This window comes from Rhodococcus sp. SGAir0479 (assembly GCF_005484805.1).
Lineage (GTDB): Bacteria > Actinomycetota > Actinomycetes > Mycobacteriales > Mycobacteriaceae > Prescottella.
The window spans coordinates 2,738,886-2,762,883 of sequence record NZ_CP039432.1; the positions used below are offsets into that span (position 1 = coordinate 2,738,886).

At 71.8% G+C, this 23,998-nt stretch carries 22 protein-coding genes; 9 read left to right on the forward strand and 13 right to left on the reverse strand.

What is annotated here, in order from left to right; genetic code table 11:
* Positions 1-24: 24 nt before the first annotated feature.
* Genes pcaH through E7742_RS12845 form a run of 6 tightly spaced genes read left to right on the forward strand, consistent with a single transcriptional unit; the run spans position 25 to position 5,968 of the window.
* Complete coding sequence (gene pcaH / locus E7742_RS12820) at positions 25-744, forward strand: protocatechuate 3,4-dioxygenase subunit beta (RefSeq protein ID WP_137801195.1); 720 nt, start codon at positions 25-27, stop codon at positions 742-744.
* On the forward strand, positions 737-1,381 hold the full coding sequence (pcaG, locus tag E7742_RS12825; protein ID WP_137799289.1) for a protocatechuate 3,4-dioxygenase subunit alpha: 645 nt from the start codon (positions 737-739) through the stop codon (positions 1,379-1,381). Before pcaH ends, pcaG begins: the two co-directional genes overlap by 8 nt.
* Before the next feature lie 13 nt (positions 1,382-1,394).
* Positions 1,395-2,744, forward strand: a complete 1,350-nt coding sequence (pcaB, locus tag E7742_RS12830; protein ID WP_137799290.1) for a 3-carboxy-cis,cis-muconate cycloisomerase — start codon at positions 1,395-1,397, stop codon at positions 2,742-2,744.
* The gene (pcaDC, locus tag E7742_RS12835; protein WP_137799291.1) at positions 2,741-3,916 is read left to right on the forward strand and encodes a bifunctional 3-oxoadipate enol-lactonase/4-carboxymuconolactone decarboxylase PcaDC; all 1,176 of its coding nucleotides are present in this window, start codon (positions 2,741-2,743) and stop codon (positions 3,914-3,916) included. The genes pcaB and pcaDC overlap by 4 nt, the downstream gene beginning before the upstream one ends.
* Positions 3,917-3,918: 2 nt before the next feature.
* Entirely contained in the window at positions 3,919-4,764 is an 846-nt protein-coding gene (locus tag E7742_RS12840) for an IclR family transcriptional regulator (protein ID WP_137799292.1), read from the forward strand.
* Positions 4,757-5,968 (forward strand): acetyl-CoA C-acetyltransferase, encoded by a 1,212-nt coding sequence (locus tag E7742_RS12845; RefSeq protein ID WP_137799293.1) that lies wholly within the window; start codon positions 4,757-4,759, stop codon positions 5,966-5,968. Before E7742_RS12840 ends, E7742_RS12845 begins: the two co-directional genes overlap by 8 nt.
* Positions 5,969-6,022: 54 nt before the next feature.
* On the opposite strand, the gene E7742_RS12850 is transcribed toward E7742_RS12845, so the two are convergent.
* The 3 genes from E7742_RS12850 to E7742_RS12860 all read right to left on the reverse strand — a co-directional run bounded on the left by E7742_RS12850 (position 6,023) and on the right by E7742_RS12860 (position 9,164).
* Entirely contained in the window at positions 6,023-6,940 is a 918-nt protein-coding gene (locus E7742_RS12850) for an NAD-dependent epimerase/dehydratase family protein (RefSeq protein WP_137799294.1), read from the reverse strand.
* A gap of 203 nt (positions 6,941-7,143) precedes the next feature.
* Positions 7,144-8,331 (reverse strand): 4-hydroxybenzoate 3-monooxygenase, encoded by a 1,188-nt coding sequence (locus E7742_RS12855; RefSeq protein ID WP_137799295.1) that lies wholly within the window; start codon positions 8,329-8,331, stop codon positions 7,144-7,146.
* Between the two features lie 116 nt (positions 8,332-8,447).
* Positions 8,448-9,164 carry an IclR family transcriptional regulator gene (locus E7742_RS12860; RefSeq protein ID WP_137801196.1) on the reverse strand — a complete coding sequence of 239 codons (717 nt, stop codon included), beginning with the start codon at positions 9,162-9,164 and terminating at the stop codon, positions 8,448-8,450.
* Between the two features lie 191 nt (positions 9,165-9,355).
* Here E7742_RS12860 and E7742_RS12865 point away from each other — a divergent pair, with 191 nt between their 5' ends.
* The gene (locus tag E7742_RS12865; RefSeq protein ID WP_137799296.1) at positions 9,356-10,642 is read left to right on the forward strand and encodes an MFS transporter; all 1,287 of its coding nucleotides are present in this window, start codon (positions 9,356-9,358) and stop codon (positions 10,640-10,642) included.
* 87 nt (positions 10,643-10,729) lie between these two features.
* Here E7742_RS12865 and E7742_RS12870 read toward each other — a convergent pair whose 3' ends face one another.
* The 4 genes from E7742_RS12870 to rfbD are packed head-to-tail and all read right to left on the reverse strand — an operon-like array spanning position 10,730 to position 14,417.
* Positions 10,730-11,506 (reverse strand): SGNH/GDSL hydrolase family protein, encoded by a 777-nt coding sequence (locus tag E7742_RS12870; protein WP_137799297.1) that lies wholly within the window; start codon positions 11,504-11,506, stop codon positions 10,730-10,732.
* A gap of 49 nt (positions 11,507-11,555) precedes the next feature.
* Complete coding sequence (locus E7742_RS12875; RefSeq protein ID WP_137799298.1) at positions 11,556-12,635, reverse strand: sugar phosphate nucleotidyltransferase; 1,080 nt, start codon at positions 12,633-12,635, stop codon at positions 11,556-11,558.
* A complete protein-coding gene (locus E7742_RS12880) occupies positions 12,632-13,534 on the reverse strand; it encodes a glycosyltransferase family 2 protein (RefSeq protein WP_137799299.1) in 903 nt (300 codons plus the stop codon). The genes E7742_RS12875 and E7742_RS12880 overlap by 4 nt, the downstream gene beginning before the upstream one ends.
* A 34-nt stretch (positions 13,535-13,568) precedes the next feature.
* Positions 13,569-14,417: a dTDP-4-dehydrorhamnose reductase gene (gene rfbD / locus E7742_RS12885; protein WP_137799300.1), complete on the reverse strand. Its 849-nt coding sequence runs from the start codon at positions 14,415-14,417 to the stop codon at positions 13,569-13,571.
* 73 nt (positions 14,418-14,490) lie between these two features.
* On the opposite strand from rfbD, the gene E7742_RS12890 reads away from it, so the two are divergent.
* Both E7742_RS12890 and E7742_RS12895 read left to right on the forward strand, forming a co-directional pair.
* Positions 14,491-16,041: an LCP family protein gene (locus E7742_RS12890; RefSeq protein WP_137799301.1), complete on the forward strand. Its 1,551-nt coding sequence runs from the start codon at positions 14,491-14,493 to the stop codon at positions 16,039-16,041.
* 53 nt (positions 16,042-16,094) lie between these two features.
* A complete protein-coding gene (locus E7742_RS12895) occupies positions 16,095-16,805 on the forward strand; it encodes a TIGR03089 family protein (protein ID WP_137799302.1) in 711 nt (236 codons plus the stop codon).
* Between the two features lie 15 nt (positions 16,806-16,820).
* On the opposite strand, the gene E7742_RS12900 is transcribed toward E7742_RS12895, so the two are convergent.
* The 6 genes from E7742_RS12900 to E7742_RS12925 form a co-directional block, all read right to left on the reverse strand.
* On the reverse strand, positions 16,821-19,262 hold the full coding sequence (locus E7742_RS12900) for an ABC transporter permease (RefSeq protein WP_137799303.1): 2,442 nt from the start codon (positions 19,260-19,262) through the stop codon (positions 16,821-16,823).
* Positions 19,262-20,017 (reverse strand): ABC transporter ATP-binding protein, encoded by a 756-nt coding sequence (locus tag E7742_RS12905; protein WP_137799304.1) that lies wholly within the window; start codon positions 20,015-20,017, stop codon positions 19,262-19,264. The genes E7742_RS12900 and E7742_RS12905 overlap by 1 nt, the downstream gene beginning before the upstream one ends.
* Positions 20,018-20,145: 128 nt before the next feature.
* Complete coding sequence (locus tag E7742_RS12910) at positions 20,146-20,814, reverse strand: response regulator transcription factor (protein ID WP_137799305.1); 669 nt, start codon at positions 20,812-20,814, stop codon at positions 20,146-20,148.
* 10 nt (positions 20,815-20,824) lie between these two features.
* Entirely contained in the window at positions 20,825-22,018 is a 1,194-nt protein-coding gene (locus tag E7742_RS12915) for a sensor histidine kinase (protein WP_137799306.1), read from the reverse strand.
* 30 nt (positions 22,019-22,048) lie between these two features.
* Positions 22,049-22,522, reverse strand: a complete 474-nt coding sequence (purE, locus tag E7742_RS12920; RefSeq protein ID WP_137801197.1) for a 5-(carboxyamino)imidazole ribonucleotide mutase — start codon at positions 22,520-22,522, stop codon at positions 22,049-22,051.
* Positions 22,523-22,606: 84 nt separating this feature from the next.
* A complete protein-coding gene (locus E7742_RS12925; RefSeq protein WP_441346922.1) occupies positions 22,607-23,812 on the reverse strand; it encodes a 5-(carboxyamino)imidazole ribonucleotide synthase in 1,206 nt (401 codons plus the stop codon).
* Between the last annotated feature and the right edge of the window lie 186 nt (positions 23,813-23,998).

Sequence of the window (23,998 nt, forward strand, 5' to 3'; positions counted from 1 at the left end):
CCCCCGATCCCGCCCGAGGTCCCCATGCTTCATCTACCCCCGCAGTACCGGCCGATCGGCACCGGCGTGAACGCGCCGCCGGACTTCGCCGACTACAAGACCACCCGCCTGCGCAGCCCGCGGCAGCCGTTGAAGCTGCTGCCGCAGCGACTCGGTGAGCTCACCGGGCCCGTCTTCGGCGAGGACCGCATCCGTCCGGGCGACGCCGACCTGACGATGGCGAACGGCGGCGAGGCCCAGGGCCAGCGCATCGTCGTGCACGGCCGCGTGCTCGACTCCAACGGCAAGCCCGTCCCGAACACGCTGCTCGAGGTGTGGCAGGCGAACGCCGGCGGCCGCTACCGCCACACCGGCGACAACTGGCCGGCCCCGCTGGACCCGCACTTCGACGGCGTGGGCCGCTGCGTCACCGACGCCGACGGCCACTACACGTTCACGACCATCAAGCCGGGGGCGTACCCGTGGCGCAACCACGACAACGCGTGGCGGCCGTCGCACATCCACTTCTCGCTGTTCGGCACCGCGTTCACGCAGCGCCTGGTGACGCAGATGTACTTCCCCGACGATCCGCTGTTCTTCCAGGACCCGATCTACAACGCGGTGCCCGCCGACGCCCGGCACCGGATGATCAGCGTCTTCGACTACGACGCGACCGTGGCCGACTGGGCCCTGGGCTTCCGTTTCGACATCGTCCTGCGTGGACGCGACGCCACTCCGTTCGAGGACGAGGACCACGATGACTGACACCACCCCGGCCGACACCGCTCCCACCTACCCCGTCACGCCCGGCGACTTCACCACCGCCGCGTTCGGCGTCACCCCGTCGCAGACGGTGGGCCCGTACTGGCACATCGGGCTGCCGTGGGAGGACGGCCCCGACGCCGCACCCGCAGGCGCTCCGGACCGGATCACGCTGCGCATCACCGTGATCGACGGGGATCGGGCGCCCGTCGCCGACGCGATGGTCGAGACGTGGCAGGCCGACGCCGCAGGCCGCTTCGCGCACCCCGACGATCCGCGCGGCGTCAGCGAGCCGGTCCCGGCGGGCTTCCGCGGCTTCGGTCGCGCCGGCGCCGACGCGACCGGCACCGCAGCGATCCACACGGTCAAGCCGGGAGCGCTGCCCGCCGAGAACGACACCACCGAGGCCCCGCACGTGAACGTCGGGATCTTCGCGCGCGGCATGCTCGAGCGCCTGTACACGCGGCTGTACTTCCCGGAGGACACCGCCGCGCACGCCACCGATCCGGTGCTGACGTCGCTGCCCGAGTCCCAGCGCGCCAAGCTGATCGCCACGAGGACCGACGACGGATACAGCCTCACCGTCTATGTTCAGGACAGCGATCCCGCCGGCGTCGAGACGCCGTTCTTCGAGTTGTGATCAGGAGTCTCTCGTGACGCACACCCGCGGTGCCCTGTTCGATCCGGTGTTCGGCGCGTCCGAGGTCGCGGAGGAGCTCTCGGATCGGGCGTGGGTGCTCGCACTGCTCGAGGTGGAGGCCGCGCTCACCCGCGCGGCCGCCACCGTCGGTCTCGCCGACGCCGCGCACGCAGCGACGGTGACCGCGGTCGCCGAGCAGCTGGCCGCGCCCGGCGCCGTCGACATCGCCGACCTCGGCCGCCGGTCCGCCGCCGGCGGCAATCCGGTGATCCCGCTGGTGAAGACCCTGCGCGCCGCGGTGGCCGAGCACGGGGTGCCGGCGGCGGCGGTGCACGTCGGCGCCACCAGCCAGGACATCCTGGATTCGGCGCTGATGTTGCTCTCGCGCAGGGCCGGTCACCGGGTGCTCGCGGATTTGCGGGCCGCCGCGAACGCGGCGGCCGAACTCGCGCGGCTGCACCGCACCACCCCGGTGGTGGCGCGCACCCTGGGTCAGCAGGCGCTGCCGACCACGTTCGGCGCGCTCGCGGCGTCGTGGTGCACCGGGCTCGACGACGCCGCCGACCAGCTGGCCCGGGCGCTGTCCGCGCTGCCGGTCCAGTACGGCGGAGCGGCAGGCACTCTCGCGGCGGTCCACCCGCACGGGCCCGCCCTGGCCGACGCGCTGGCGGACCAGCTGGGACTGGCCCGGCAGGTGGTGCCGTGGCACACCGTCCGCACCCCGGTCGCGTCGCTGGCCGCCGCGCTCGGCGTGGCCGCGGGCGCCGTGTCGAAGCCCGCCACGGACGTGACACTGATGGCGTCGACGGAATTCGGCGAGGTCGCCGAGGATGCCCCGGGCGGCTCGTCGGCCATGCCGCACAAGCAGAATCCGGTGGCCGCGATCACCGCGCGGGCGGCGGCACGGCGGGTGCCGGGCCTGGTCTCGACGGTGCTGTCGGCGATGGATCACGAGTTCGCCCGCGCCGCCGGCGGCTGGCACGCCGAGTGGGAGACGGTCACCGACCTGTTGCGCCTCGGCGGCGGCGCCGCGCGACGCCTCGCCGCGAGCCTCGGTGGGCTGCGCGTGCACCCCGACGCGATGGCCCGCAACCTGGACATCACCGGCGGACTGATCCTGGCCGAGCGCGTCACCGGCGCGCTCGCCGCGCACACCGACGCGGCACGCGACATCGTCACCGCCGCAGCGGCTGCCGGGATTCCCCTCGATCAGGCTCCGGAGATCACCGCCCACCTGACGGCGGCCGAGCTGCGCGACCTTCTCGATCCCTCGCACTACCTCGGCCACGCCGCCGACCTCGTCGATCGTGCCCTTGCTTCCCGGGCGGCACGGCCCGCCCGAACCATCGGAGGACATCCATGACAGTGGACCTGCACTACGCGACATCCGGCGATCCCGCCGCGCCGCCGGTCCTGCTGCTCGGCTCGCTGGGCTCGGACCTGCACATGTGGGATCCGCAGATCAGCGCGCTCGGCGCGCGGGCCCACGTGATCGCGGTCGATCACCGCGGGCACGGCGGCTCCCCCGCCCCCGCGGGCCCGTACACCGTCGCCGACCTGGGCGGCGACGTGATCGCGCTGCTCGACCGGCTGGAACTGGACTCGGTGCACCTCGTCGGGCTCTCCCTCGGCGGCGCCGTCGGGCAGTGGCTGGCCGCGCACCACCCGCTGCGGGTGCGGACCCTGACCGTGATGTGCACGTCGGCGCAGTTCGCGCCCGCGCAACCGTGGCTCGATCGCGCCGCGGCCGTGCGCGGCGAGGGCATCGCGTCGATCGCCGACTCCGTCGTCGGACGTTGGTTCACTCCCGAACTGGCGCAACGCGATCCGAAGCTCGTGGCCCGGCACGTCGCGATGGTGCGCGGCACCTCCGACGAGGGCTACGCGGCATGCTGCGAGGCCCTGGCCGCGTGGGACGGGCGCGCCGATCTGGCCCGGATCGTCGCCCCCACGCTGGTGATCGCCGCCGAGCAGGACGGGCCGACGCCACCGTCGGCACTGCAGGCGATCGCCGACGGCATCGCCGGTGCCGAGATGCACGTCCTCTCCCCCGGCGCGCATCTGGCCAACGTCGAGCAGGCCGGGGCGATCACCCGGCTGATCGAACGCCACATCGCCGCGGCCACGCCGGTGGGCGTCTCCCGCCGCGCCGTCCACGACGTGGGAATGACCGTGCGCCGCTCGGTGCTCGGCGACGCGCACGTCGACCGGGCCGTGGCGGGGGCCACCGCGTTCACCGAACCGTTCCAGGACTTCATCACCCGCACCGCGTGGGGCGACATCTGGGCCCGCGACGGCCTGGACCATCCCACCCGGCGGCTGCTGACGCTGGCGATCCTCACCGCTGTCGGCAACGAGCACGAGCTCGACATGCACATCCGGGCGGCGCTGCGCGCGGGCATGGACCCGCAACTGCTCGTGGAAGTATTCCTCCATACCGCGGTCTACGCGGGTGTGCCGAACAGCAACCGGGCCTTCGCGCTCGGGAAGCAGGCCCTCGCCGACCTGGCGGGCGCCACCGAGGGGAGTACCTGACAGTGACGAAATCGAGCGGGAGCAACCCGAACGGAACCGAACCGACCGGGGCGTCGACCGACTACGTGCAGTCGCTGGCGCGCGGGCTGTCCGTCATCCGGGCGTTCGACGCGGAGAACCCGCGCCGCACGCTCAGCGACGTCGCCCGTGCGACCGACCTCACCCGCGCGACGGCCCGCCGGTTCCTGCTCACGCTCGCCGAACTCGGCTACGTCCGCACCGACGGCTCGGCGTTCTGGCTCACCCCGCGCGTGCTCGAGCTCGGGTACAGCTACCTGTCGAGCCTGTCGCTGCCCGATATCGCCGAACCGCACCTCGAGGCCCTGTCCGACCGGGTCCACGAGTCGACGTCGGTCTCGATCCTCGACGGCGGCGACGTCGTGTACGTCGCCCGAGTGCCGGTGCGCCGGATCATGACCGTCTCCATCACGATCGGCACCCGCTTCCCCGCGTTCGCCACGTCCATGGGGCGCGTGCTGCTGGCGGGTCTGCCGCCCGAGCAGCTCGACGCGTACCTGGCCACGGTGGAGCTGACACCGTTGACCGGACGCACCCTCGCGACGCCGGACGCGCTCCGCGCCGAGCTCGACAAGATCCGCGCTCAGGGTTTCTGCGTCGTCGATCAGGAACTCGAAGAAGGCCTGCGTTCGCTGGCCGCACCCATCGCGGACCGGTCGGGTGCCGTCGTCGCCGCCGTCAACATCTCGACGCAGGCGGCGCGGTACACCACCGAGGCGGTGTACGAGACCCTCGTGCCCGCCGCCGTCGCGACCGCGGCGGCGATCTCGGCCGACCTCGCCCGCACCCAGTCCCAATCGTCTTCGCACCAAGGAAGAAGTCATGCCTGACGCAGTCATCTGCGAACCCCTCCGTACCCCGGTCGGCCGCTTCGGCGGCGTCTTCCGGGACCTCGCGCCCGAGGAGCTGGCGGCCACCGTCATCACCGAACTGGTCTCCCGCACCGGGATTTCCGGCGCCGACGTCGACGACGTGATCCTCGGCCAGGGATCTCCCAACGGCGAGGCCCCCGCCATCGGACGCGTCGCCGCGCTCGACGCCGGTCTGGGCGTGGACGTGCCAGGCATGCAGATCGACCGGCGCTGCGGTTCCGGTCTGCAGGCGGTCATCCAGGCCGTGATGCAGGTTCAGTCCGGCGGCAGCGACCTCGTCCTCGCGGGCGGCGTCGAGTCGATGAGCCAGGCCGAGTTCTACGCCACCGGAATGCGTTACGGCGTGCGTGGTGAGTCCGTCGCCCTCAGCGACCGGCTCGCGCGGGCCCGCGTCACCGCCGGCGGCCGCAACTACCCCGTTCCCGGCGGCATGATCGAGACGGCCGAGAACCTACGCGCCGAGTTCTCCATCAGTCGCGCCGATCAGGACGCCCTCGCGGTGCAGTCCCACCAGCGTGCCGTCGCGGCCCAGCACAGCGGCGTCTTCGCGCAGGAGATCGTGCCGGTGACGGTGCCGCAGCGCAAGGGCGATCCGCTGGTGGTCGACACCGACGAGCACCCCCGCGCCGACACCAGCGTCGAAACCCTCGCCAAGCTCCGCCCGATCCGCGGCAAGATCGATCCCGACGCCACCGTCACCGCCGGCAACGCCAGCGGCCAGAACGACGGCGCCGCCCTGGCGATCGTCACCACGCCGGAGAAGGCGAAGGCCCTCGGGCTGCGGCCGCTCGCCCGGCTCGCCAGTTGGGCACTCGCCGGTGTCCCCCCGCGCACGATGGGCATCGGCCCGGTGCCGTCCACCGAGAAGGCTTTGGCCCGACTGGGTCTCACGCTCGCCGACATGGATGTCATCGAACTCAACGAGGCGTTCGCCGCGCAGACCCTCGCCGTGACCCGCTCGTGGGGCCTCGAACCCGACGACGCGCGCCTCAACCCGAACGGCTCGGGCATCTCGCTCGGCCACCCGGTGGGCGCGACCGGTGCCCGGATCCTCGCGACGCTGCTGCGCGAGATGGACCGCCGCGAGGCCCGCTGGGGCCTCGAGACGATGTGCATCGGCGGCGGCCAGGGCCTGGCCGCGGTGTTCGAGCGCATCGCCTGATCCCCGACACCACAGGGCCGGTCCTCGCGAGGACCGGCCCTGTGGGTTCCGCGGTCAGCGAGCGGTGGCCGCCTTGACGATCTCGTACATCTCGGCGATCGCCCGTGCGCAGTCGTTCTGGGTGTAGCCCAGCAGCGCGGTCTCCTCGGGATCGGTCTCGTACGAGATGACGTTGCCGCGGCCCTGGACGATGAAGCTGTCCGGCAGCAGCGGATGCTCCTCGTCGCGCTCCTCGATGGTGCGGTTGCCGCCGGCCGCGTCGACCAGCAGCTGGAAGTACTCGGTGAACGTGAGGTTCTGGTCGCCGATGAGGTACGCCTTGCCGGGCGCCGCGTGCTGCAGGGCACCCCAGATCGCCTCGGCGAGGGACTGCGCGGACATGTAGTTCGTGCCGCCGGCGGGGGCGAAGTCGGGGATCTGCGGTTCGTTGCCGGCGGCCCACGAGAACAGCCGGCGGTACCGCTTGGCGGACACCCCGCTGATGGCACCGAGGATCGACGGCGGGTTCAGCGTGGACACCGCGAAGGTGTCGTCCGCCAGCGCACGCGCGCCCTCGTCTGCCGCCTTGCGCGCCGCGACGTACGGCATCGTCTCCGCGTACTCCGGGCGGAGGTGGTGGTAGTAGCTGCCCACCTGGACGAAGCGGCCCACGCCGGCCTCCTTGGCGAGTGCGGCGAACCGCGGCACCCCGCCGGACTGCGTCTTCTCCCAGAACTCGGCCTCGTCGACACCCCGGCCCATGTGCCGGATGTCCTGGCCCGCGGCGAACACGATGCCTTCGTACGGCGCCAGATCGTCGGCGGTGAACGTCTGCTCCGTGTAGTCGCCCAGCAGCACCGGGAAGTCCTTCACCGGCGAGTCGTCGGCCAGCGGGTTGCGGGCGGCGACAGTGACGTCGTTACCCTGTCCGCGCAGGTGGAGGGCCGTGTGGGCGCCGATCATGCCGGTGCCGCCGACGATCAGGATCTTCATGGAATGCCTCTTCTGTAGGTGGAGCACTTACTGCGCTTTCCGAACCTACGGACGCCGCGCCCGCCGGCACGCGGGGATTCTCGGCGACCGGGAGAACCGCGGCGGAGAGTCTCCGTCACGCGACGACACCGCTCCCCTGCCGACATACGAGTTCGACCGGCCCACCCCGACGTGGACCGGTCGAACTCACCACCGACGTCGGGTCAGCCCAGCGGCGTCCCGACGTAGTTCTCGGCGAGCAGCGTGCGGCCGGCGACCGAACGGGTGACCATGTCGAGCTCGGCGACCTGACGCTTGTGGTCGAAGCCGGACGCGTCGGGCAGGCGGTGCAACATCGACGACATCCACCACGAGAAGTGCTGGGTGCGCCAGATCCGCGGCAGGACCGTCTCGGTGTAGCCGTCCAGCCGGGCCCGGTTGCCCGTCTCGAAGAACTCGGCCATGCCCTTCGACAGCACGTACACGTCGGCGACCGCGAGGTTGAGACCCTTCGCGCCGGTGGGCGGCACGGTGTGCGCGGCATCGCCCGCGAGGAACAGATTGCCGTGCTGCATCGGCTCGCACACGAAGCTGCGGAACTGCAGGATCGACTTCTCGAAGATCCGGCCGTCCTTGATCTCGGCGCCCTCCCCGTCGACGCGCGCGTGCAGCTCGGACCAGATGCGGTCGTCGGACCAGTTGTCCACCGAGTCGTCGGGGTCGACCTGCAGGTAGTGGCGCTGCACCTCCTGCGTGCGGGTGCTGATGAGCGCGAATCCGCGCGGGTGGTTGGCGTAGATCAGTTCCTCCGACGACGGCGGCGCCTCGGCGAGGATGCCGAACCACGCGAAGGGGTACTGCCGGAAGTGGTCCTGCCGGATCGCCGGCGACGGGATGAGCTTGCGGGTCTTGGTGCGCGAACCGTCGCAGCCGGCGACCAGCGCACACTGCAGCTTCTGCGGGTTGCCGTCGGTGTCGGTGTAGCTGATGTACGGCTGGTCGGTGGTGTGGTCGTGCACCTCGACGTCCGAGACCCCGAAGCGGATGTCCCCGCCGTCGGCGAGCCGCTTGGCGACGAGGTCCTTGAGAACCTCGTGCTGCGGGTAGACCGTGACGGCGCGGCCGTCGGTGAGCTCGTCGAACGCGATGCGGTGTCCGCGGCCGCCGAAGCGCAGCTCGATGCCGTGGTGCTCGAGGCCCTCGGCCTTGACGCGGTCACCGAGGCCGGTCTCCACCATGAGGTCGACGGTGTTCTGCTCGAGGACGCCCGCGCGGATGGTGCCTTCCACTTCCTCGCGGGTGCGCGCCTCCAGGACGACGGACTCGATGCCCCGCAGGTGCAGGAGGTGGGACAACATCAGTCCCGCCGGGCCGGCGCCGACGATGCCGACCTGGGTGCGCGTGTTCGTCATTCGGTTACTCCTCGGTAGAACGTGATCGCCAACACTGTTCAGCGTGAACACCCGTTGCCCAACCCCCACTTTCACTCAGTGAAAGAAAGGTTTGCGTCCACCGTGGGAGACGTCGGTCACGCCAGGCCGCGCGAGATGCCGCGGACGGCGGCGCGCAACGCCGGAATCAGCGGCGCCGGATCGGCCTCCGCGCCGACGACCACCGAGATCGAGGCGACCACCTCGCCCGTCCTGCGCAGCAACGGCGCGGCCACCGCAAGGGTGCCGATGTTGAGGTGCTCGCGGCACACGACGAAGCCGCTGCGCCGGATGTCGTCGAGCACCTGGCGGAGCCGGTGCTCGGAGGTGATGGTGTGGGGCGTGAACCGCTCCAGCCCGGCGGCGAGGACCTCGTCGAGCAGCCTCTCCCCGCCGTGGGCCAACAACACCAGCCCACCGCTCGACGCGTGCAGCGGAAGCCGGCCGCCCGCGCGGCCGACCACGGCGACGGCGCCGCGCGCGGACAGTCGTTCCAGGTAGAGCGCCTCGAGCCCCTCCCTCACGATCAACTGGACGTTCTCGTGGGTGGCCTCGTAGAGGTCCTCGAGGTACGGCATCGCGACCTGCCGCAGGCCGTGTGCGCGCGGCGCCAGCGCCCCCAGCTCCCACAGCCGGACGCCGATCTCGTAGCGACCGTCGTCGGCGCGTTCGAGCGCACCGTTGGCCACCAGCTGCGCACACAGGCGGTGGACCGTGGGCAACGGCAGACCGGTCCGCCGACTGAGGTCGGACTGCGTCATCCGGGGCCGCGCCGCCGAGAAACACCCGAGCACGGTGAAGGCCCGGCCGAGCATGCTGCGGGCCGCGTCGGCTGCCTCGTTCCCGTCGTCCACCCCTCGATTGTCCCCGGCGCGCGAGGCCCAACCGACCACGACAAACCAGCTGGTCTGCAGTTTGACATTCGCTTGTGACCCAGCCAACAATGACCGGGTTCTCATTTTGAACGGTGGTTCGTATTGCGAACACCCGAGTTTGCGGAGATGTGATGAGCACCATCGAACGACCCGTGAGCCGCGGCACGTCCGCGCGCTGGGTGGCACCCCTCTGTTGGATCGCGGTCCTACTCGACGGTTTCGACATGGTCGTGCTCGGCACGGTCATTCCGTCCCTGCGCGAGTACGGCGACTGGAACCTGAGCACCAGCACCATCACGACGATCACGACGTTCGGTCTGGTCGGCATGACGATCGGCGCGCTCACCATCGGCACCCTCACCGACGTGGTCGGGCGGCGGCGGGCACTGATCTTCGCGGTCACCGCCTTCTCGATCCTCACGCTGCTCTGCGCGGTGGCGCCCAACCCGTTCCTGTTCGGCCTCTTCCGGTTCCTGTCCGGGATCGGACTCGGTGGCGCCCTGCCCACCGCCTTGGCGCTGGTCAACGAGTTCTCCAAGAAGCAGGGCGGCGGCTCCGCCTCCACGATGCTGATGACCGGCTACCACGTCGGAGCCGTCGCGACCGCGGCCCTGGCACTGGTGCTCATCGATCCGTTCGGCTGGCACTCGATGTTCGTCGTCGGCGCGCTGCCGGCCCTGGTGCTCGTCCCGCTGATGATCCGCTACCTGCCGGAATCGCCGTCCTATCTGCTCTCGCGCGGCCGTCGCGACGAGGCCGAGCGGATCGCCGCGCAGTACGGTCTGATCCTCGAGCCGGAGGTGGCCACCACGGACGGCGTCGCCCCTGCACCCGCCCAGCCCGCGCGCCAGCTGTTCGCGCCGAAGTTCCTGCGCAACAGCATCGCCATCTGGGTCGCCTCGTTCATGGGCCTGCTGCTGGTGTACGGCCTCAACACGTGGCTGCCGACGATCATGCGGGAGGCCGGCTACGAGCTGGGCGCCGCGCTGACGCTGCTGCTGGTGCTCAACGCGGGAGCCGTCGTGGGTCTGCTGATCGCCGGCGGTGTCGCCGACCGGATCGGGCCGCGGACCGCGTGCATCGTGTGGTTCGCCGGTGCGGCCCTGTTCCTGGCCCTGCTCAGCGTCAAGATCGCGGGCGGCATCTACGTCATGGTCTTCCTGGCCGGCTGCTTCGTGTTCAGCGCGCAGGTGCTCGTGTACGCCTTCACGAGCGCCAGCCACCCGGCCAACATCCGCGCCACCGCCCTGGGCTGGTCCGCCGGCGTCGGCCGCGTGGGCGCCATCTGCGGCCCGCTGCTCGGCGGCCTGCTGCTCGACGCCGGCTACGCGGTGCCGTGGGGCTTCTACGCCTTCGCCCTGGTCGGACTCATCGGCCTGGTCGCCATCTCGGCGAGCCGGGCGGTCAAGGCCGCCTGACCTTCTCGAGTCCCCTGTCGCAGTTCCCCCTCAGGACGACGAACGCCGATCGGCAAATCCGATCGGCGTTCGTCGTCGTGGTAGGGGTCAGCGGATGGGTGCGAGGGTGGGGCGCTTGGCCGCGATTCCATCCCCGGAGGACGTCCCGCGCACCCGGCGGCCGATCCACGGAACCAGGAAGTCCCTGGTCCACAGCAGGTCGGCACGGCGCTGCGCGGCCCGCTCGGTCGGCAGGTCCGGGCCGAGCGGGTCGACCACGATGTGATGCTCGACGCCGAGCGTCTCGAGCACCCGGATGGCCATGTTCTGGTGCCCCGGCGTGGACATGTGCAGCCGGTCCCAGTCCCACATCCGCAGGTCCTCGTACTCGTCGAATCGCCAGAAGTCGACGAGCTTCGCGCCGTGCCGGTCGGCGACCTCGCGCACCAGTTCGTTGTAGATCGCCGACCGACCGCGGATCTTCGAGAACACCGCGGACCAGCCCGCGTCGAATGCCGTCCACATCAGCACGGTCGCACCGGTCGCGGCGAGCTTGCCGATCGCCTCGTCGTACCGGGCCACCAGCGCATCGAGGTCGACCGACGGGCGCATCAGGTCGTTGCCGCCCGCGTAGATCGTGACAAGGTCCGGCTCCAGCGCGATCGCGGCGTCCACCTGCTCGTCGATGATGGGGCCGAGCAGCCGGCCGCGGATCGCGAGGTTCGCGTACCCGAAATCGGCACTGCGCGTGGCCAACTCCTCGGCGACTCGGTCGGCCCAGCCGCGCAGGCCGTTCGGCCGGGTCGCGTCGGGATCGCCGACCCCCTCGGTGAACGAGTCACCGAGGGCGACATACCTGTGGAAGACCGGTTCGTGCGACATCATGCTCCCAGTATTTCAGTAGCAAGGCTAAAGAAGCCGGTGGCGTGTGGAATCACACGTCGGTACTGAACCGCACTCCGCCGTCGGGAAGCTTGACGCCGGGCCACACCCGGGCGCCGCTGATGAGCTCGCACCGGGCGCCGACGTCGGCGCCGTCCCCGATCACGGCGTCGCGCACGAGCGCACGCGGACCGATCCGGGCACCGAAGCCGATGATCGACCGTTCGACGACCGCGCCGGCCTCCACCTGCGCGCCGTCGAACAGGACGGCACCGTCCAGTCGCGCCCCGGCGCCGACCTCCGCGCCGCGGCCGACGACGGTGCCGCCGATCAGCAGCGCACCGGGAGCGACACCGGCACCGGGGTGGACCAGGGACTCGCCGCGCGGCCCCTCGAGTGCGGGCGACGGCGCGATGCCGCGCACCAGATCCGCCGAGCCGCGCACGAAGTCGTCGGGGGTGCCCATGTCGCGCCAGTACGAACTGTCGACGTGACCGAACACGCGGGCGCCGTCGGCCAGCAGCGCCGGGAACACCTCGCGCTCCACGGAGACCGGGCGGTCCGACGGAATCTTCTCGATGATCTCGCGGCGGAAGACGTAGCAGCCGGCGTTGATCTGGTCGGTCGGCGGATCCTGGGTCTTCTCCAGGAACTCCGTCACACGGCCGTCCTCGTCGGTGGGCACGCAACCGAACGCGCGGGGGTCACCCACGCGCACCAGGTGCAGCGTGACGTCGGCGTTGGTCCGGAAGTGGGTGTCGAGTACCGCGCCGAGATCGGTGCCGCCGAGCACGTCGCCGTTGAAGACCATGACGTTGTCGGCCCGCAGGCTGGGCAGCACGTTGCGGATACCGCCGCCGGTGCCCATCGGCTCGACCTCGGTGACGTACTCGAGCTCGAGTCCCAGGTCGCTGCCGTCGCCGAAGTGCTCCTCGAAGACCTCGGCCTTGAACGACGTGCCGAGCACGACGTGGGTGATCCCCGCGGCCTTGATGCGGGCCAGCAGGTGCGTGAGGAACGGCAACCCGGCGGTCGGCAGCATCGGCTTGGGCGCTGACAGCGTCAACGGCCGCAGCCGCGTGCCCTGACCACCCACCAGAACGACGGCATCGGTCGCCGCAGCATTCGTCATGCTTTCCCCTCAATCTCGATTTCCCGACGCTCGTCGGCGCCGCGCTGCCGGACAGCAGCGGCGACGGCGAGCTTTGATCGCAGGGCGAGACCGCCCCGCAGCGCCCACCGCAGCGGCGCCTGCCACCACGCGGGGTGACGGTCGGCCTGGAAGCGGTAGGCACTTCGATGATGGGCGGGCAGCATCAACTCCGGATGCCGGCCCGCGGCGTGCCCCTTGGCGTGGGTCACCTCGGCGGACGGGACGAAGACGTTGAGCCAGCCGGCCTTGCCGAGCCGGTCCCCGAGGTCGACGTCCTCCATGTACATGAAGTAGCGCGAATCGAAGCCGTCGATCGAGTCGAACGCGGCCCGGCGCAGCAGCAGGCACGAGCCCGACAACCATCCCGCGGGGCGCTCGGCGACGGTCTCGTTCTCCTGGCGGTACCGCTGCGTCCACGGATTCGACGGCCACACCGTGCCGAGAACCGCGTGCCCGGCCCCGGAGACCAGGTCGGGCACCGCCCGCGCCGACGGGTACACGCTGCCGTCCGGCTCCCGGACCAGCGGACCCAGGGAACCGGCCCGCGGCCACCGCTCGGCGGCGGCGAGCAGCTCGTCGATCGCGCCGGGCGACCACCGCACGTCGGGGTTGACGACGACGACGAACTCGATGTCGGGGTCGATCTCGGCGACGGCGCGGTTGATCGCGCCGCCGTAGCCGATGTTGCCGCCGGTGCGCAGCAGCCGGACATGATCGTGAGCTGCGGCCGCGGCCTCGGGTGCACCGTCGGTGGACCCGTTGTCGGCCAGGATGACCTGCGGTTTCAGGACCGTCGCGTCGGCCAGCGTGCTCAGGAAATGCTCCAGATGCTCGCCCGGCGAGTAGGTCACCGTCACCACGGCCAGCTTCGAACTCACGCGGGCAAGCCTAGCCGGAATGCCCCGCTCGTCCTCATCCGAGCCGCGCCAGCGCGTCGGCGAGCGCGTCCCGCCACGGCCGCAGCGGGGTCAGTCCGGCGGCCTCCCACGACCGCGGGGAGAGCACCGAGTACGCAGGCCGCGGTGCGGGCCGGACGAACTCGGCGCTCGAGCACGCGCGCACCCGCTCGGGGTCGGCGCCGACCTCGGCGAAGACCGCCCGCGCCAGGTCGAACCAGGTCGCCGAACCGGCGTTGGTCGCGTGCAGCGTGGGGACGCCACGGCCACCGGTGCGGGCGAGCTCGAGCAGGCCCGCCGCGAGATCCACCGCGTAGGTGGGCGATCCGAGCTGGTCGTCGACCACCTGCACGGTCTCGCGCTCGCGTTCGAGCCGCAGCATGGTCGCGACGAAGTCGCTGTCGGCGCCGGTGTACACCCACGCCGTCCGCACGACCTGCGCGTCGGGCAGCGCCCGCCGCACGGCCTGCTCCCCCGCCAGCTTGGTCCGCCCGTACGCGCTCCGCGGACCGGTGGCGTCGTCGGCCTCGTAGGGCGCGTGCGCGTCCCCGGGGAACACGTAGTCCGTGGAGACGTGGATCAGCCCGGCGCCCGCCCGCGCACACGCCTCGGCGACGTTGCGCGCGCCGCGCTCGTTGACCGCGGCGGCGGCCGCCTCGTCCGACTCGGCCGCGTCGACGGCCGTGTAGGCGGCGCAGTTCACCACGACGGATCCGGGCTCGACCCACGAGTCGACCGCCTCGCGGTCGGTGATGTCGAGCTCGGCCGACCCGACACCGACCGCCGACACGCCCGCGGCCTCGGCACATTGCAACAGCCGGGCGCCGAGTTGTCCCCGCGCACCCGTGACCAGAATCCTTCGCACAGCGACCGAGTCTGGCACGCCGAGTGCCGCCATGCCTTGTCGAAGCGCAATCCCCAGTAGCCTTGTCGCCAGTATGAGAATCGACCGCCAGGGAGGCGCACGCGTGCCACAGGAGCCCACCGCACGGCAGGTGCCGCGTCCACCGGCCCCCGCTTCCCGCATCCAGATCGCCGTCGCGGTCGCGGCGGTGCTCGTGTTGGTGGTCACCGGGTTCGCTTGGCGCAGTGTCGATTCCCTCCGATCGAGCCTGGCCACCATCGGGGACCTCGGGCTCGGCGGCGGCAAGGACGGCGCGGTGGACATCCTGCTGGTGGGCACCGACAGCCGCACCGACGCGCACGGAAACCCGCTGAGCGAGTCGGAACTCGCGTCGCTGCGTGCCGGCGAGGAGGTGGCGTCGAACACCGACACCATCATCCTGGTCCGGGTCCCCAACGACGGCAGCTCGGCCACCGCGATCTCCATCCCGCGCGATGCGTACGTCGACGTGCCCGGCATCGGCAAGTCGAAGATCAACGCCGCGTACGGCGCCACCAAGGAGAGTGAGCGCCAGGAGCTCGTCGAGGACGGCAAGTCGGAGTCCGAGGCCGAGAAGCAGTCCACGAAGGCCGGCCGCGAGGCGCTCATCAAGTCGGTCGCGAATCTCACCGGCATCACGGTCGACCACTACGCGGAGATCGGCCTGCTCGGATTCGTCCTGCTCACCGACGCGGTCGGCGGCGTCGACGTGTGCCTCAACGCGGCTGTCGACGAACCACTCTCGGGTGCCCGGTTCACCGCCGGCGAGCAGACCCTCAACGGTTCCAATGCGCTCAGCTTCGTCCGTCAGCGGCACGACCTGCCCCGCGGCGACCTCGACCGCATCGTCCGGCAGCAGGTGTTCATGGCCTCGCTCGTCCGGCAGGTCCTCAGCGCCAAGACGCTGACCAACCCGGGCAAGCTGAACCAGCTCTCCACCGCCGTGCAGCGTTCGGTGGTCCTCGATTCGGACTGGGACATCATCGACTTCGCGACCCAGCTGCAGGACCTGGCAGGCGGCAACGTCAAGTTCGAGACCATTCCGGTCGTCGACATCAACGGCATGACCGACTACGGCGAGTCGATCGTCCAGGTCGACCCGAAGGCCGTGCGCAAGTACGTCGCCGGGCTCGTCGGAGCGGAGGCGCCCGACGACTCCGCCGACGACGCCTCGACGACGTCGTCCACGGTGCCCACCACGATGCCCGACATCGACGTCTCGTCGGTCACCGTCGACGTCGCCAACGACAGCAGCATCAGCGGTCTGGCCGCGAGTGTCGGCGACATCCTCGCGGCCGAGGGATTCGCGCTCGGCGACGTCGGCAACAACACCGGCACCTCGGTGACCCGCACGGCCGTGTACGCGAAGAAGGCGGACAGCGAAGCCGCGCAGGCGGTCTCGGTGACGCTCGGCGGCCTGCCCGTCGAGGAGGACTCGTCGCTGGCGTCCGGTGAGGTCCGCGTCGTGCTCGCCGGCGACTACAAGAGCCCCACCGGATCGTCGTCCACGTCGGACGGTGTCTCGAGTGCCGGCACCTCCCCCACCCCCGTCGAACCGGGCCCCGCGATCGACGCCGGGAACAAGGGCCCACACTGTGTGAACTGAGCCGACCCGGAGCGGGCGCCCGCCCGCTCCGGCCCGACGAACGGACGACACCCGTGCCCAATCTGACCACCGCGCTGCTCGACCCGATCCTCGCCGCCGATCCGGCCGGGCCGCGGATCACCTACTACGACGACGCCACCGGTGAGCGCATCGAACTGTCGGCGGTCACGCTCGCCAACTGGGCGGCCAAGACCGCGAACTTGCTGGCCGACGAGTTCGGGCTGCTGCCCGGGGCCCGGGTCGCGGTGCTGCTGCCGGCGCACTGGCAGACCGCCGCGGTGCTGCTGGGCGCGTGGTGGGCCGGGCTCGAGGTCACGCTCGACGCCGACCCGGACGCCGAGGCCGCGCTCGTCACGGCCGACCGCCTGGGCGACGTCGCCGACGTCGCCGAGGTCGCGGTGCTGTCGCTGGACGCCTTCGGCCGTCCGGCCCCGGATCTGCCGGTGGGGGTCACCGACTACGCGACCGCGGTGCGCGTGCACGGCGACCAGTTCCGGGCCGTGGCCGGAACCGGTGCCGCGCTCGACGGTCGCAGTGTCGACGACGTCGTGGCCGCGGCCCGCGCCGCCGCCGGCGAGCAGCACGTCGGGGCCGGCGACCGGGTGCTCTCGACGCGCCGTTGGCCCACCGCGGACGACGTCGTGACCGGACTGCTGTCGATACTCGCGGTGGGCGCCTCGCTGGTGCAGGTCTCGAATCCCGATGCGGGGGCGATGGAGCGCCGCGTCGTGTCCGAGAAGGTCACCACCCAACTGGCCGGGTGACGCGACGGCGCGGTCTCACGCCAGCGCCGCCACCGGCGCCGTCCCGGCCGCCCGCCGGGCCGGGAGCAGGGCGGCGATCACGCCGGCGAGTCCGCCGCCCGCGACGATCGCGGCGAGCGTCAACCACGGCAGCGTGCCCAGTTGGAGGTCGTCGAACCCGAACAGTGCCGCCGACCCGGTGATCCCGAACGCCAATCCCAGCACCACGCCCAACGCGGCCGCGACGCCCGCGATCAGCAGCGCCTCCCACAGCAGCAGCGACCGCAGACCCGAGCGCGTCAGCCCGAGCGCCCGCAGCAGACCCGATTCGCGGCGCCGTTCGAGCACCGACAGCGCCATCGTGTTGCCGACGCCGATCAGTGCGATCACCACGGCCACCGACAGCAGACCCGCGACGATCAGCAGCAGGGTGTCGAGCACGGTGTCCAGCGTCGCGCGCATCGCGAGCGAGCCGCCCACCTCGCTGCCCGGCGCCATCCGGTCCGCCAGCGAGGTGATCTCGTCCTGGACCGCCCGGCCGTCGGCGCCGAGCCCGTCGGACAACCGGATCCACAGCTGGTCGTCGACCACCTGCGACGACAACGCCGCCAGCGTGCGGCGATCCAGCAGGACCGGGGCACCGTCCACACCGGTGCCCACCGTCACCTCGCTGCGTCCGGCGTTGCCGCTCAGCACCACCCGGTCGCCGGCGGCGAGGCCGGAGCGGCGGCGCTCGTCCGGCCCCAGCAGCAACTGACCCGCCGCGGGCAGGTCGATGTCGGTGCGCAGCGTCGCCCGCACCGCCGCGACGTCCACTCCCACCGCCGAGAGCGCGGTGCCGTCCGGCAGCGTGACCTCCGCGGTCCCCAGCGGCGCCGCGGCCGCGACGCCGTCGAGGCGCCGTACCGTGTCGATGAACTCGGCCGGCAGTCCGGGCGCGGTGTGCGAGGCGACGGTCACGTCCACCGGGAACTGGTCGTCGACCGCGCCGGGCGCGCTGGCCTTGGTGACCGCGATACCCACGACGAGGGTGCTGGTGAGCGTGACGCCGATGAGCAGCGCGGTCGCGGTTGCCGCCGTGCGCCGCGGGTTGCGGCCGGCGTTACCGGCGGCGAGCAGGCCCACCGGGCCGCCGAACCGTCCCACCACTGCGCCCACCCCGGCGACCACCGCCGGCACGATCCGTTGACTCAGCACCACGATCGCGACGAACGTCAGGAGCCCGCCAGCACACGCGATCAGGACCTGCGCGCCCGCCACCCCGGCGGCGAGGATGCCCACGCCGGCGAGGAGCGCGGCCGTGCCCCCGATCCGCCGGCTGCGCGAGACCGCGACGGCCTCGGGTGCCGACTCGAGGGGCTGCAGTGCCGCCAGCGGCGACACCCGGGTCGCGGCCCGTCCGGGCGCCGACGCGGCCACCATCGTCATCGCCACCCCGACGGCGATGCCGACGAGCACCGTCACCGGGGTGACGCTCACACCGTGCAGCGGAATCGGCACGTCGGCGGCCGTCGCGAGTCGGGCCACCGCCCACGCGGCCAGGACGCCCAGCCCCACGCCCAGCACCGAGGCGACGACGCCCACCCCGGCCGCCTCGACGCGGACGCTGCCGCGGACCTGCGTCGCCGTCGCACCCACACAGCGCAGCAGCGCCAGTTCCCGGGTCCGCGCGGCCAGCAGCACCGCGAACGTGTTGGCGATGACCAGACCCGCGACCACCACCGCGATCGCCCCGAACGCGAGCAGCACGCTCGCCAGCAGGTCCGCATCGCCCAGGAACCGCTGCGAGGCCAACTCTGCTTGTCGGGCACCAGTTTCCACGGTGGCGTCCGCGGGAAGGAACGAGCGCAGCCGCTCCGCCAGTTGCGTCTGCGACAGGCTGCCGTCGCCGGCGACGCGGATCTCGTGGCTGCCGACGCCGCCGGTCCACGCGTTCAGCTGTGCGGTGGTGGCGTACACCGTGGTGCCGTCCAGCTGCTGCGCGGTCCCGGCGAGGTCGATCCGGCCCACCACCGTCGCGACGGCGGCCGTCGTCCGCTCGCCGCCGAGCGCGGTCACCGTGACCTCGCCGCCGAGCGGGATGCCCGCGGACGTGGGGACCGCGACCTCGCCGAGTGCGGCGGGAAACCGCCCGTCCGACAGCCGCTGCCAGCGCAGCCCCGGATCCTCGGACAGCGAGACCGCCGAACCCCACGACGCGCTCTCCCCGGGGCGTCCGACCTTGGCGCTCGCCGCGATGTCGTCGGCCACCGCCCGCACCCCCGGAACCGCCGCGACCGCGGCCGCGTCGACGGGCCCGGTGACGACGGCGTCCGTGGTGGCGTACTGCCCGGCCAGCGAATCGGTCACCCCGTCCTCGACGGTGGAGTTGAGCGCCAGGGTGGCGACGATGAACGCCACCGCGATGACGACCGCGAGCACCGAGGCGACGTACCGTCCGGCGTGTGCGCGCATCTGCGCCCAGGCCAGCCCGCGCATCAGCGTGCCCCGCTGAGGTCGTCGGCGCCCAGCGACCGCATCGTCTCGATGACTGAATCCGTTGTCGGGCGGTCGATCTCGCCGGCGATGCTGCCGTCGGCGAGGAGCACGACCCGGTCGGCGTAGGACGCGGCGACCGGATCGTGCGTCACCATGACCACGGTCTGACCGGTCTCACGCACGCTCGACCGCAACAGATCCAGCACCTCGGCGCCCGTGCGGGAGTCGAGGTTGCCGGTGGGCTCGTCGGCGAAGATCACGTCTGGTTGCGGCAGCAGCGCACGTGCCACCGCGACCCGCTGCTGCTGCCCGCCGGACAGCTCGTGCGGACGGTGCCCGAGCCGGTCGGCGAGCCCCAGCCGGCGCACCACCTCGTCGCGCCAGCCCTGTTCGGGCACCCGTCCGGCCAGGCGCAACGGCAGCAGCATGTTCTCCTCGGCCGAGAGCACCGGCAGCAGGTTGAACGCCTGGAACACGAATCCGATGCGCTCACGGCGCAGTTCGGTCAGCTCCCGGTCCCCCAGCGCCGTGATCTCGGTGCCACCCACGTGCACGGTCCCGGCCGTCGCGACGTCGAGGCCGGCCAGACAGTGCATCAGCGTCGACTTGCCCGACCCGGACGGGCCCATGATCGCCGTGAAGACCCCGGACCCGAAGTCGACGTCGACACCGCGCAGCGCCTGGACCGCGGTGTCGCCGGTGCCGTACGTCCTGGTCAGGCCCCGGGCCCACACCTTCTCGTCACCAATTCTCATGCCCTCGACGCTATGGCCGGGCCCGGGTGTTCCACATCGGCGCGCGGAGCGATCTGCAACCGCGCCGGCGTCATCCCCGGGTAGGACGCCGCATCAGACCCCACGGCGATCGACGGGGCGGGCGGTGCTCAGTCGGCGCCGAGCAGATCCTGCGGCCGGACCAGACCCACCTGGAAGGCGTACACCACGGCCTGCACGCGGTCTCGGGACCCCGTCTTCGAGAGCACCCGTCCCACATGGGTTTTGACGGTGGCCTCGGAGACGCAGAACTTCGCGGCGATCTCGGTGTTCGACAGTCCGTGGGCCATCGCCGCGAGCACCTCGATCTCGCGGGGTGTCAGGTCGTCCGGAAGCGACGGCTGCACCGAGTGGCCCAGCAGCGGCCCCACGTGCTGCAGCAGCTTGCGGGTGGACCGGGCCTCGATGACGGCGTCGCCGCGGTGGACGGTGCGGATGGCCTCCAGCAGCTCCTCGGGCGGGACGTCCTTGAGCAGGAAGCCGCTGGCGCCCGCACTGATCGCGGACATCACGTACTCGTCGTTCTCGAACGTGGTGAGCACCACCACCTTCGGTGACTGCTCGGGTTCGGTGAGCCGCCGGGTGGCCTCGATGCCGTCCATGTTCGGCATCTGGACGTCCATCAGCACGACGTCGACGGCGGTGCGCGACAGCACGTCGAGGGCGGCGGTGCCGTCGGACGCCTCGAGCACCACCTCGAGGTCCGGCTGCGAGTCGATCACCATGCGGAACCCGGCGCGCACGAGTTGCTGGTCGTCGACGAGGGCCACGCGGATCATGTCGTCCAGCCTAGGGCGCGGAGTACGGCAGCCGGCCCCGCACCCGGTATCCGCCGCCCGCGACGGGTGCGGCCACCAGGGAGCCGCCGTGCAGCTTGGCCCGCTCGGTCATCCCGATCACGCCCTGGCCACCCGGGGACGCCTCGATGAGGGCCGCCGCGCCGCCCCGGCCGTCGTCGGTGACGACGAGTTCGAGTTCGCTTGTGCCCCAGTCCACGTCGACGCAGGCGTGGGCACCGGGGCCGGCGTGCTTGAGCACGTTCGTCAGCGACTCCTGCACGATCCGGTACGCGGTGAGCCCGGCACCGGCGGACAACTCCCGGGGCGGGCCGGTCACCCGCAGCACGACGTCCAGGCCGCCGCGCTGCAGCTCGGCCACCAGCGCGGGGATGTCGGTGGCGCCGGGCACCGCGGCGAACTCGCGGGGACGATCCTCGCGCAGCACCGACAGCAGCGCGCGCATGTCGGTGAGCGCCTGTCGCCCGGTCGCGGCGATCGTCTCGAGCGCGGTCACGGCCGCCTGCGGATCCTTCGCGGCGCTGTAGCGACCGCCGTCCGCCTGCGCGATGACGACCGTGAGCGAGTGCGCGACGATGTCGTGCATCTCCCGCGCGATGCGGGTGCGTTCGCCCAGCGCCGCCAGTTCGGCCTCCTGCGCGCGTTCGAGTTCGAGCAGGCGTGCGCGTTCGGTGAGCCCCTCGATCTCCTTCATACGCACCCGGCGCAGATCACCGAACGCCCACACCGCCAGCACGAACACGACCAGGAACGTCGAGGTGATGACCGCCTGCTGCCAGCCGCGGCCCTCGTACGCGAAGTACTCGAGACCGCCGACGGCCGCGCCGCCGATCGCGATGAGCAGCGCGGTGTAGCTGGCCCACCGCGGCGTGTACGCGGCGAACGCGTACAACGCGATGGGCACGGCGATCACGCTGGGCAGCAGCATGTCGGGGATCAGCACCAGGTGCGCGATCGCGAACGCGGCCACGACGAAACCCGAGACGACGGTGCGCGACCGCCGCCACGCCAGCGGCACCGTCATGCCGAGCGAGACCACCGCGGCGGCCGCGCCGCCCCCGACGGCCGACACGAGGCACGCGAACGTCAGGAAGGCCGCCACCACGCGATCGATCCCGACCGCGTGGGCGGCGCTCCAGCGGTACCAGCGCTCGCTCAGCCGGTAACGGGCAGGGAATCCGGGCATGCGGTCAGCCTAGAACCCGCCCGGCCCCGCTCAGCCGAGCAGCTTGGCGCGCAGCGCCTCGTCCTTCTCCAGGACCATCTTCTCCAGGCCGGCCTGGAAGTCCGCCATCCGCTGCTGCAGGGCCGGATCGGACGCGCCCAGGATGCGCGCCGCCAGCAGACCGGCGTTGCGGGCGCCCCCGATCGACACGGTCGCGACCGGGACACCGGCCGGCATCTGCACGATCGACAGCAGCGAGTCCATGCCGTCGAGGTACTTCAGCGGAACCGGGACGCCGATCACCGGCAGCGGCGTCGCCGACGCCACCATGCCGGGAAGGTGCGCGGCGCCACCGGCGCCCGCGATGATCACCTTGAGTCCGCGCCCGGCCGCGTCCCGCGCGTAGTCGAGCATGCGCTGCGGGGTGCGGTGCGCCGACACGACGCCCACCTCGAAGCGGACACCGAACTCCGCGAGCGCCTCGGCGGCCGCCTCCATCGTCGGCCAATCCGAGTCGCTGCCCATGATCAGCCCGACGAGGGGCCCGTTCGATTCAGTCACTTGCCGTCCGCTCCTGTGTGATCGTTTCGGAATTGCCGTCGAGCCCGGTCAGGACCGACCGTGCTCGTCCCACCCGTCGGTCCATTCGGCGTGCGACAGCCAGTGCGCCGCCCGCTCGGCCCGCTCGCGCACCGCGGCCACGTACGCCGGGTCGTCGATCGAACCGGAGGCCGCGCCGAGCACGTTCACGTGCCCGATCTTGCGGTCCTTCCGCTCGCCCTTGCCGTACAGGTGCACCTTCGCGTCGGGCATCCGTGCGAACAGGTGGTGCAGACGCTCGTCCATGCTCATGGCAGGTGCCTCGGGCGCGCCCAGCACGTTCGCCATCACGGTGACGGGCGCGATCGGCGACGGATCGCCGAGCGGGTAGTCGAGGACCGCGCGCAGATGCTGCTCGAACTGCGACGTTCGCGCCCCGTCCTGCGTCCAGTGACCGGAGTTGTGCGGGCGCATCGCGAGTTCGTTCACGACCAGCGCGCCGTCGGTGGTCTCGAACAGCTCGACGGCCATCGAGCCGACGACACCCAACTCCGACGCCACGCGCAGCGCCAACTGCTCGGCCTCGGCGGACAGTTCCTTCGACAGCTGCGGCGCCGGCGCCAGCACCACCGCGCACTGGCCGCTCCGCTGCACGGTCTCGACGACCGGCCACGAGGCGCCCTGCCCGAACGGCGAGCGCGCGACCATCGCCGACAGCTCCCGGGTGAAGTCGACGGCCTGCTCGACCATGAGCTGCACGCCCCGGTCGAGCTGCTCGCTCACGATCGCCTCGGCCTCGTCGGAGTCGTCGGTGATCCACACGCCGCGCCCGTCGTAACCGCCGCGCACCGCCTTGATCACCACCGGCCAGCCGTGCTCGGCGCCGAATCGGACGACGTCCTCGGCCCACGTGACCTCCGCGAACGGCGGGACGGGCGCACCCATCTCGCTGAGCTTGCGGCGCATCGCCAGCTTGTCCTGCGCGTACACGAGCGCCTGCGGCGGCGGCTGCACGTTCACGCCCTCGGAGACCAGCACGTCGAGGTGCTCGGTGGGGACGTGTTCGTGATCGAACGTGAGGGCGTTGGAGCCGAGCGCAGCCTTGCGCAGCGCGGCGAGATCGGTGTGGCTGCCGAGCACGACGTCCGGGCTGACCTGCGCCGCGGGTTCGTCGAGGCTGCCCGCGAGCACCCGCAGGGTCTGTCCCAACTCGACGGCCGCCTGATGCGTCATGCGGGCGAGCTGGCCGCCGCCGACCATCGTCACCACGGGCATCCCGCTGGGCAGATCACGCGGCGGTGTGGGGCGAGCTTCGGTTTCAGATTTGCCGGTCACGACACACCATGGTGTCACGTCGGTGCGGGCCCGGTTCTGCCGAGGTCATCCGTCGTCGCAACCTGTGAAGAACCTGATAGATCGCGGTCCGCTGCAAACGCGACCGCCGCAGCTTCGTACAATACT